This is a genomic window from Corallococcus aberystwythensis (assembly GCF_003612165.1).
GTDB lineage: Bacteria > Myxococcota > Myxococcia > Myxococcales > Myxococcaceae > Corallococcus > Corallococcus aberystwythensis.
In genome coordinates, this window is sequence record NZ_RAWK01000320.1 from 1 (window position 1) to 10,191 (window position 10,191).

The window sequence follows — 10,191 nt, forward strand, 5'->3', positions numbered from 1 at the left end:
GTCCTGCGCGGGGGGACGGCGGATGGCGCTGGTGGAGGGGCCGCGAGCGGAGGAGAGCTTCATGGGGGAGCTCGTTTCGGAAGAAGAGGGTGGGGACCGCGTTCAGCGTTGAGTCCACCCATAGCAGCGGGCGTGCCAGGCCCTCCGAAGCTCCGTTGGGCGCCCAACCCATTGATTCCACTGGGGTCGTAAGTGGCGCGGCCTCCGTTCCCCAGTCAGGACCTGGTGACTGCCGTCACGGGCTGATGTGTCCCGTCATCAGGGGCGGAGGCGGACGACGGTGCCCCGATTGATAACGCGTAAAAGCCGTTTTATAGGTGCGCGTCTTCACTTCGAGGAGCATCGACACATGAAGCGTCCAACGAATGCATGCATCCGGGGATGGGTCGCCGGATTGATGGTCGCCGCGCTGTTCGGCTGTGGAGACGAGCGGGGCGCGCCTCACGGAACAGAGGCGCAGACACAGCAGTCGGAGACGAATTGCAGGAATGTCGACCTGACCGAGCCCGAGGTCGCGCGAAGTCTCGAGGGCGTGAAGCTGACGCCCCTGGGCCCGATCACGGAGCGGCACGTGGATGGGAAGCGGATTTCGTCCAGGCGATTCCAGGCAGAGCCCGCGGTCACGTCGCAAACCGTTTCCGGTGAGCCGGTGGCGCCCATGGCCGCGGCGCAAGTGGTCGTCGAATGTACAGGGAGCTGTACGGGCGGCCCCACGTGTGACCCGCCGGAGGGCTGCGAGCTCTTCGGCAATGGTTGCACCCCGCTCAGGTGCCGGGGGTATGAATGCAAAGGGACCTGCGCGAAGAAGTCGGTGCGCGAGCCTGACGCAGGCACTTCGGACGCGGGCACTTCGGACGCGGGCACTTCGGACGCTGGTGCCGCTGACTCGGGTGTCGCGGATGCGGGCACTGCTGACGCGGGGGCTGCCGCCTCCTGATTCACGGCCCGGATGAATCCGTCGAGGATCGCGAGTCGAGCCGTCGTGAGCCGGCTAGAAGTGAGTGCGGAGCAGAGCGGCTCGTGGTCGTCGACTCGCTACTCGAAGAGGGAGAGCTGCCCCAGCGAGCGCAATTCTCCCGTTGTCTCCCGCGGGGTTGCCCGCACACGGACCTGCGACAGCTTCGACATCGCGTATCATCGTCGCATGACGCCGCCGCGCACGCTCACCGACATGATGGCCGAGGTGCACAGCCGCGCCCGCGATTGGTCATTGCGGCAGGACCTCGGCTTCGAGCCCGCGGCGGTCGGGGCCGCCTGGATGGCGAGCGACGATCCGGTCGCGATGCTGCTCCTGCTCGCCGCGCTGCATCCCAAACGCGACGTGGAGAAGTGCTTCGAACTGGCGACCGCGATGTCGTTCTTCGAGCCCATGCGGGCCCACGCACACACGATGAATGGCTGCCGCCCCGGCATGAATTTCAATGGTACGAGCCTGTTCTACTTCATTCGACTCTACACGAGGCTGCGCAGCGCCTTGCAGGTGTTCGAGGGCGCCGAGCGGTCGGAGCTCGATTCCAAGCTCGCCGCGGCGATCCGCGCCGTCGTCCCCGATCCGTTCACGCTCGCCAGGCCCACCGCATAGGGCCCGGGGATGCCGCCCATCCGGTCCACGTAGCATCTGGCACCCGATGGGGTGCGTGCCCTTCTGGAGCACTTGGACCTTCCTGCGCTGTTTGGTCCAAGGGGGGCACTCTAATAGCCGCCCCAACGTGAGGCCGTCACGTGCCCCCCTTTACCGGGCCTCTCGCCCGGCGGCCGCTCAAGGCAAGCGCAGGCGCCGGACTTCGCAATCGTTCGCGTCGCCGTACTCCTGGCAGACCGTCGCATAGATGGCGTCCGGCGCGCGGCGCAGGCGGGCGCCAAGGCGCACCTCCGCGCCTCCGGCGGGCATCACCTCCTGCAGGGTCTGCCCATCCCAGGTGCTCAGGACCGTCTCCCGGGCGCCGTCCACCCCTTTCCGGACGAGGAAGAAAGCGAAGCGGACCGGGTCCTGGAGGAAGAAGCCGTCATTCGTGGGGGCATACGGCTCCGGGAGAAGCAGGGGCTGTGAGGGCTGCGTCCCCTCCCAGTTCAGGGCCAGGCCCGGCGACAAGGGCGCTCCCGTTTCCCACACCACCGTGCCGCCGTCGTCACTCACGAAGGCCCTGGAGGAGAGGCCCGCGAGTTGGGTGCTCCGCTGCTCCAGGGGCCACACCAGCAGGGTGTCGGATGAAGACGGGTCGTTGCGGCGCAGGCACCTGAACAGCGCCGGTACACCGGGGAATGGATCGCACTGGCCGGTCACCACCCACTCGCAGCCGCCGGACGTGCACACGAAGGACTCCCGCTTCGGAGGATCGCTTTCGGACCCCTGAGCGGTGGTGACGTTGGCCAGAACAGCGTCCTCGTCGAAGAAGTACGCGGAGGACACCTGGCCTTCCTTCAAGGACGCCTCCCACAGCAGGGCCTCCGTGGCGGAGTCGCGCACCCGAAGGGGCTGCCCCGGCGTCGTCTCCAGGAAGCGGTCGCGCGAGGGGGAGAAGTGCAACCCGAAGGCGGACGTGGCCAGGAGCCGGACGTCGCCGGACTCCAGGTCCACGCGCCAGACCCGCTCCTTCTTCGTCACCCAGAGGAAGCGGTCCCCCGCGAAGAGCACCGCGATGGGGTAGCTGGTGTCCTCCTCGATGCGGAACAGCGTGCGGACCGGGCACGCCTCGGCCGTGCATGTGTCCACGGGCATCATGCGCACGGCGATGGTTTCTTCCGGAGTCCGTTCGCTCCAGGCGAGGTAGCGCCGGGCGCCCTCGTTCAGGACGAGCTGTTGCCAGTGCTGGCCAAGCTCACGGGCCTGGGGTTGGCCGGGGCGCCAGACCCAGAAGGTGACCCGGTCGTTCTTCGGGGCGCCCTGGAGCAACAGCAGGTCACCCTCGCGCGTGAACCGGGCGGACTGGGCCAGGGGCGCGATGGGCCCGGTGATTCCTGTCGCCAACTCCTGCACGAGCGTGCCCGCGTCGAACGCGCTGGCGACCAGGAAGCGCTGGTGGACGTCCACGTCCATCAACAGCGCGTCCTGGAGCAGCGTCTGGTCGGGAGTCCCCGCGTCGGAGGGCTCCTGCGTGCCCGCGTCCAGCGGCTCCTGCGGCTTCGAGCTGCAATGCGTGAGGCCCAACCCGAGCACCAGGAGGCCCACGAGCCTCCAGCCCCTCCACGACAATGTCTGCATGAATCCCTCCCACGGGATGCGACCGCCTCCGCCGGCCCGGTGGCAGGTGGGTCCGCTCGGAATGCCCCTGTGGGCACGAGCGGACACGCACGCAATACTTTAGCGCGGAATGCGTCCCGCTGACAGGGGGAAACCGGGATGGGAAAAGTCTATGTATTCCCGGACAAAGCCAGGCATCGGACGTGTTCGGGTGTGGCTGGAGCCGGGGACCTGATGCCGGAGACATCAGGCCCCGACCCGCCGCTTTCAGTTCGCGGTCCCGATGTAGACCTGCTTCACGACCTGCGTCTGGTTTCCCGCCGCATCGGTGGCGGTCACCATCAGCGGGACGAAGCCCCAGTTGACCAGATCCACCGTGTGGGTGACCGTGCCCGTGCCGCTGTCCACCATGCTGGTTTCCATCCACTGGGTCGTCACGCGCGTGGGCGTGGCGTCCTGGATGGAGGAGGTGACGGCCACCAGGGGACTGGAGAGCGTCTCATCCTCCCCAGGCGAGACGAGGGTGACGACGGGCGGCGTGAGGTCCACCGTCACCGTCATCTGCTTTCGCGTGAAGGCACCGCTCGCATCGGTGGCGGCCAGCTCCACGACATGGGTGCCTTCCGCCAGGTCGAGGAAGGTGAGGACAAACCCTCCGCTGAGGTCCGGCGTCACGGGGATGGGCAGGCCCCCGTCCACCGTGAAGGAGGCCTGGGTGATGGACGCGCCGCCGGGGCGGGGCGTGGTCCAGCCGCAGGCCATGAGGGTGGTCTCCTGCGTGTAGCGCGGCAGGTTGCACATCGTGATGGTCAGCGCATCGGCCGGCGGCTCCTGTACGGTGACGTGGAAGCCGCACGTGGAGGTATTTCCATCTGCGTCCTGGGCGTCCACCACCGTCAGCGTCTGGCCCACGGGGAACAGGCTCCCGGACGCGGGCAAGTAGCTCACCGTGACGGCCGACACCGCGTCGGTGGCGGAGGCCGCCGGATAGGCCACCGTGGCGCCTGCGGCGCTGGCCGCCACCACCGTCACGTCCTGGGGACAGGTGAGCGCGGGCGCGGTGGTGTCCCGCACCGTCACGGTGAACTGGCAGGTGGCCGCGTTGCCCGCATCGTCCGTGGCCGTCGCGGTGACACGTGTCTCGCCCAGGCCGAAGAGGCCGCCGCTCGCGCGGCTGTAGCTCACGCCCGGAGACGCAGTGACGTCGTCCGTCGCCTGCGCCGCCGGATACGCGACGTGCGCCCCCGACGCGCTCGTGGCCTCGGCCACCACCGGCCCCGGGCAGGTCACCTGGGGCGGAACGACATCCGGCCGGCCCGGGGGCGTCAGCACCCAGAGCTCCTTGCCGTGGATGAAGTCATCCGCCAGGAAATAGAGCCGCCCGTCCGAGATGAGCAGTGACTCCGGCGACGCGGAGGCCGTGCCCGGCAGCAACTCCGTCACCCGCACCGTGCCCGCCGCCGTGCCGTCGCTCTTCCACACCTCCGCGCCGGAGACGCCGTCGTCGGCCACGAAGTAGAGCACGCCATTCAGCGCGATGAGCGACGTGGGCCCCGAGCCGAGCGCGCCCGGGCGGATGTCCTTGATCCGCACCGTGCCCGCCGCCGTGCCGTCGCTCTTCCACAGCTCGCGGCCCGTGGTGCCATCTTCCGCCGTGAAGTACAGCACCCCATTCATCGGGGTGAGGAACATCGGAGAGCCGCTCGCGCTGCCCGACTGGAGGTCCTTGAGCCGCACCGTGCCCGCGGTCGTCCCGTCGCTCTTCCACAGCTCCGTGCCGGACTGTCCGTCGTTGCCCGAGAGGTAGAGGGCGCCGCCCATCTCGACCGCCGAGAAGACACCCGGGTTCGAGCCCGGCCAGACGTCCTTGACCCGCGTGGTGCCCGCTTCCGTCCCGTCGCTCTTCCACAGTTCAGAGCCAGAGCCGTCATCCGCCGTGAAGTAGGCCCATCCGTTCAGGGTCGTCCGGAAGGTGATGTAGCTGTTGTTGGCCCCAGACCGGATGTTCTTCACCAGCACCGTGCCGGCTTCCGTGCCGTCGCTCTTCCACAGCTCGCCGCCATTCACACCATCATCGGCGGAGAGCAGGAAAGTCCCTGTCGCTCCCAACGGGGGACCGGGATTGATCCAGGAATCACGGCTGCCGGGGGCGATGTCCTTCACGCGCACCGTGCCGGCTTCCGTGCCGTCACTCCTCCACAGTTCCTCCCCCGTGAGGTTGTCGCGCGCCGCGAAGTAGAGCGTGCCCCCCACGTCGCGCATCAGCCAGGGAGACGATCTGCCGGTGCCCGGCCAGATGTCCTTCACCATCAGGGTGCCGGCCTCCGTGCCGTCGCTCTTCCACAACTCCGGGCCGTTGTTGGTCTCGCTCCCCGAGAAATAGAGGGTGGAGCCCACCGCGGCGAGCAGCGATGGATTGCCATACGGCAGGTATTTGACACGCGCCGTCCCCGCCGCGGTGCCGTTGCTCTTGTAGAGCTGGAAGCCGTTGAGGCCGTCATTGGACACCAGGAAGAGCGCCCCACTCACGTCCGTGAGGTAGTTGGGGGCGGAGCTGGCGCCGTGGGTCTGGATGTTGCGCACGAGCGTGGTCCCTGCGTCCGTGCCGTCGCTCTTCCACAGCTCTCTGCCGTGCACTCCGTCATTGGCGGCGAAATAGAGCGTTCCACCCTGGGAGATGATGGACGTGACGGCGCTGTCGGCCGGCACGGGGGTGAAGCGGCGGATCATCACCGAGCCCGCCGCTGTTCCGTCCGTCTTCCACAACTCGCTGCCCTGGGTGCCGTTGAAGACGAAGTGGAGCACCCCGTCCACGTTCGCGAAGTTCGCGAGGACAGGCCAGGCGGAGCTCCCGACGAAATCCCGCACGGGCCCCGTGCCGGCCTGCGTGCCATCGCTCTTCCAGAGCTGGTAGCCGACACCGGTGTTCGCGAACATGGCGAAGTAGAGTGTCGAGCCGACCACCGTGAAGAACGGAGGCCGGATGAGTGAGCTGATGTTGGCGACCTGCGTGGTGCCCGCGGCCGTCCCGTTGCTCCTCCAGAGTCCCGTCTGGTTGGTGTTCCCGCCGATGACAAACAAGAGCGTACCATTGACCACGGTGAGGAACTCCGGCTTCGCGCCGACGTTCTGGCCCAGGTAGATGTCCTTCACGCAATACGTCCCCGCCGCGGTGCCGTCGCTGCGCCACAGCTCCTCACCGTTGGTGCCGTCCTCGGCCGCGAAGTAGAGCGTGCCATTCATCGCGACGAGGTTCTTCGGCCGGGAGCCTTCACTGCCGGGATAGATGTCCTTCACCCGGACGGTGCCCGCGGCGGTGCCGTTGGTCTTCCAGAGTTCCTGGCCCACGGTGGGGTCGGGGAAGGTGAAGTAGACCGTCTGGCCCACCACGGTCAGCCAGGGGTCCTGCGCAAAGGAGCCGAGCGTCTTCAGCGCCACGGTCCCGGCGGGCGTGCCGTCGCTGCGCCACAGCGCGAGCTGGCCGCTCGAGTCCTGCGCCACGAAGTAGACCGCCCCGCCCATGGCGACGAGCAGGTTCTGACCGGTGCCGGCCTGGGGCGTGCCGGAGAGCAGTTGAACGGTCCCCGCCGGCGTTCCGTCCGTCTTCCAGAGGCCGTTGGCCACGAAGAAGATCGTGCCGTTCACCTGGAGGAAGCCCCGGGGGTTTGCGCCCTGGGTCCCCGCGGCGAGGTCCTTGACGAGCACCGTCCCCGCCTCCGTGCCGTCGCTCTTCCACAGCTCCGCGCCGGTGCTGTCCTGGCTGGCGGCGAAGTACACGGTGCCGTTGAACGCCGCGAGCGCCGTGGGCTCGGAGCCCAGGTCGTCGGGGCGAAGGTCCACCAGCTCGAGCTGCTCACCCGTGGCGGCGCGCTGGACCACCGTCCTGAGCGCGGCACCAGAGACTTCGTCTTCCCGCTCTTGCGGCGCGCAGCTCAGCATGAGCGCGAGCAGCCACACGCCGCGAGCGCGGGCCTTCACATCGTGGAACATGTTTCCTCTTCAGGGTGGGAACGGCGTCCAGAGTGGAGCGCGTCGAGTTGAACCACCGCGAACGCACAATCCCCGGCGGAGGTGTGCGCCGTCAATCCCAGCCAGGAGCACGGCCCGTGCTGAACCGTGAGTCAATGGAACGTACGTCCGAAGAAGACGAATCAATATTCCAGGTTGCCGGGGTTGTCGGAGTGGCAGCCGTATTCCGTCAACGCGTCTGGGATTGCGCTGCCCAACGAGGTGGCTTCGGGGGGGGGCGTCACTCCGGACTCGGGCTGGGGCGTGTTCGTAGCCGGGCCGCCTGCTGGAGCCCTCGCCCCCCCGCGGACGCGCTTCGCGGGGCTGTCGGCCCGATATATCAGTCTGATATGTCGGGCTGGAGGAGGCAGTCATAGCGAGGGAGAGCACCTGTCGGTTCGCCATCCTGGGGATGCTGTGCCGGGAGCCGATGAGTGGGTACGACCTGCGAAGCACCATCGAGCGGTCGGTGGGGCATTTCTGGCAGGAGAGCTACGGCAACCTGTACCCGACGTTGGAGCGGATGGCGGAGGAGCGGCTGGTGGGCCGGGTGTCCACGCTCTACGCGCGCATTGGAGACTCGGTGGGGCTGCTCTCTGGACTGGTCGCGCTGGGCTGGGTGCTCGGGGCCTCCGTCCAGGGGCTGGTCGCGCGGCGACGAAACCCCGGGGAGGCCACCTCCGCTGGGATTGATTCGTTCTCCTCCCAGCCGCCATCATGAGGGCACCATGAGCTTCGAGGATCTGCTCGGCCTCCTGGCGGGCTTCGTGGGACTCCCCGCCATCATCCTGTCCCTCCTCGCCCGCTCCCGCCGCGTGACCGTGCGGCTGGAGCAGCAGGGGCTGCGCATCCAGGGGCAGGTGACCTTCGTCAAGCGGCGGTCAGGCACCGAGAACTGGATCTATTATGCCTTCCAGCCCGCGGAGGGACCGGAGCGCCAAGGCGTCTTCACCGAGCCAGCCTCGACGGCCATGGAGCGGCGCCCAGGCTCTTCCGTGGAGGTCCTCTACCTGGCGGACGCGCCCCAACATTACATGACCCTGGGCGGGGGCCTCTCGCATCAGCGCTTCCTGCTCGTGGCGGCATTGCTCGTGGGCTTCTCGCTCCTTGGCGTCCTCGTCGCGCTGCACTCCTACTCAGCCAGCCAGGGCCCTGTGATGTGAATCGACACAGCCCCATCGAGAAGCGAGCCCCCACGTGGGGGGAGCTCGCCGCTCGCGCGCGGTGGCGGGTCAGTCCTTCAGTTCATAGACGCGGACATGGTCGAAGTGGGCGACGAAGCCAGCTCCCGCCTGGGACACCAGGCCAATGCGCGCCCCTGTCCCCAGCTTGTGCGTCCACGTCCCCGCGCGGCTCCAGTAGCTGCCGTCCCGGCTGGAGTACGCGGTGAAGGACTCCTCCTGCCCCACGATGCGCCGGGCCACCCGCAGCCACAGCGTCTCATCGGCGGGGCCTCCCGCGGTCTCTCCGTAGCGCGGGTAGCGCGCGGGCACGCCCGGGCCCACTTCCTTGGCGAAGGCGACCTGGCGCGTATCCCAATACGAGAACTGAACGAGCTTCACGTAGTTGTCCTCGTCGCTGTGGATGACGAGGCCCGCCTGGACGTAGTTCTGGCAGCAGCCCTCCGGAGGCAGGTTCATCTTGAGCTTCGTCTCGACCAGGTAGTTTCCGGTGGGGGCCTGCTCCCAGAGGATGGAGGCGTTGTCGACATCCTCGAAGAGGTCGGCCCCCTGGGTGTTGAAGCGGAAGGTGCCATCCTCCAGCCCGAAGTCGGACGGAGGAGGCGGGCGCTCCCAGTTCCATTGCCCGCCGAGCACCGAGCCGGTGAACTCATCCGAGGCCGCGGGGAGGAGCGCCCCGGGCTCGTCCTGCTTCGCCAGCACCATCGTGTAGCGGCTCTTCGTGTCCTCCGCCTCGGCCGCTGGCGCGGGCTGCTCGGTGTCCGAGGGCCCCTGGCCGCCGCGCACCACGGGCCATTCGTCTACCCAGTCCAGCGCATCCATCAACACCGGGCGCCTGGGGAGCAGATCGCCATTCTCTGTCGGAGCCATGTAGGGGTTCGCCGTGTCGATGGCGTGATAGAGAATCCAGTCCTGGCCGCCCAGGTCCGTGAGGAACGTGTTGTGGCCCGGGCCCACCCAGCGGTTGCCATTGAGGCTGAGCACTGGGGTGCCACCCACGCGGGCGGCGGTCAGAGGGACGCCCTCGCGATCCACGAAAGGACCCAACGGACTCAGGGAGCGCCCTGCGAACACGCTGTAGCCGCTGAGCGGGCCATTGCAGCAGTTGGTCGAGGAGCCGAGCAGATAGTAATAGTCCCCGTGTTTGATGATGTTGGCGGCCTCGTAACGGTTGGGGATGGTGACCTCCACCTGCGAGGCGACAGCGGAAGTCAGGCCATCCTCCGAGAGTTGGCGCACGGAGATGCCACCGAAATAGCTCCCGTAATAGATATACTTGTTGCCGTCGGCGGCGATGAGCACCTCGGGATCAAACACCCACCGGCGCTCGCCCTTGCAGCAGGGCGCATCGTGGGGCTCCACGGTGGCCTGGTCGGCGTGGGTCCAGGGACCCATCGGGCTGGTGCTGGTGGCCACGCCAATGGCGCTGCCACCGGCCACCGTGTCCACCACCGTGTAATACAAATAGTATTTACCCCCGAAGAAGGTGATTTCAGGCGCCCAGAGCGCCGTCTCCGGCCTTGCCCAGGCCGGGGGCGCCGAGAACGCGTCTCCGACGTAGGTCCAGCTCACCAGATCATAGGACTGGAGGGTGGGGATCAGGTGCCGTCTGTAGCGGCCCGCCGAGTCCTTGTCCTGATCGTTGAGGGGATCGGTCGTACAGTACATGTACCAGCCCGTGTCGCCCTCCTGCTGGCCGCGGATGATCGTGGGATCAGCGCATGTCTCGACATGCCCACCACCAGGGGCCGCGATCTGCAAGGGGTTGGTGAAGTTCTTCGTGACTGGCCCGGGCGGCGGAGGAGGCGGGGGAGGAGGAGG

6 protein-coding genes are annotated in these 10,191 nt (G+C 67.9%); 3 read left to right on the forward strand and 3 right to left on the reverse strand.

Annotation, left to right across the window (positions count from 1 at the left end):
* The first annotated feature begins 1,144 nt into the window (after positions 1-1,144).
* Positions 1,145-1,582 carry a hypothetical protein gene (locus D7W81_RS35865; RefSeq protein WP_120559882.1) on the forward strand — a complete coding sequence of 146 codons (438 nt, stop codon included), beginning with the start codon at positions 1,145-1,147 and terminating at the stop codon, positions 1,580-1,582.
* Positions 1,583-1,759: 177 nt separating this feature from the next.
* Here the strand turns inward: D7W81_RS35865 and D7W81_RS35870 are convergent, their stop codons facing one another.
* Together D7W81_RS35870 and D7W81_RS35875 are read right to left on the reverse strand one after the other, a co-directional pair.
* The gene (locus tag D7W81_RS35870) at positions 1,760-3,202 is read right to left on the reverse strand and encodes a hypothetical protein (RefSeq protein ID WP_147445747.1); all 1,443 of its coding nucleotides are present in this window, start codon (positions 3,200-3,202) and stop codon (positions 1,760-1,762) included.
* A gap of 246 nt (positions 3,203-3,448) precedes the next feature.
* A complete protein-coding gene (locus D7W81_RS35875) occupies positions 3,449-7,171 on the reverse strand; it encodes an ELWxxDGT repeat protein (RefSeq protein WP_244227673.1) in 3,723 nt (1,240 codons plus the stop codon).
* A gap of 430 nt (positions 7,172-7,601) precedes the next feature.
* Here D7W81_RS35875 and D7W81_RS43855 point away from each other — a divergent pair, with 430 nt between their 5' ends.
* Positions 7,602-7,910: a PadR family transcriptional regulator gene (locus D7W81_RS43855; RefSeq protein ID WP_279637931.1), complete on the forward strand. Its 309-nt coding sequence runs from the start codon at positions 7,602-7,604 to the stop codon at positions 7,908-7,910.
* 7 nt (positions 7,911-7,917) lie between these two features.
* Positions 7,918-8,352, forward strand: coding sequence for a DUF3592 domain-containing protein (locus D7W81_RS35885; protein ID WP_120559884.1), 435 nt, complete (start codon positions 7,918-7,920; stop codon positions 8,350-8,352).
* Positions 8,353-8,421: 69 nt separating this feature from the next.
* Here D7W81_RS35885 and D7W81_RS35890 read toward each other — a convergent pair.
* Positions 8,422-10,191, reverse strand: a 1,770-nt coding sequence (locus tag D7W81_RS35890) for a glycoside hydrolase family 43 protein (RefSeq protein ID WP_120559886.1), incomplete at its 5' end; no start/stop codon positions are given.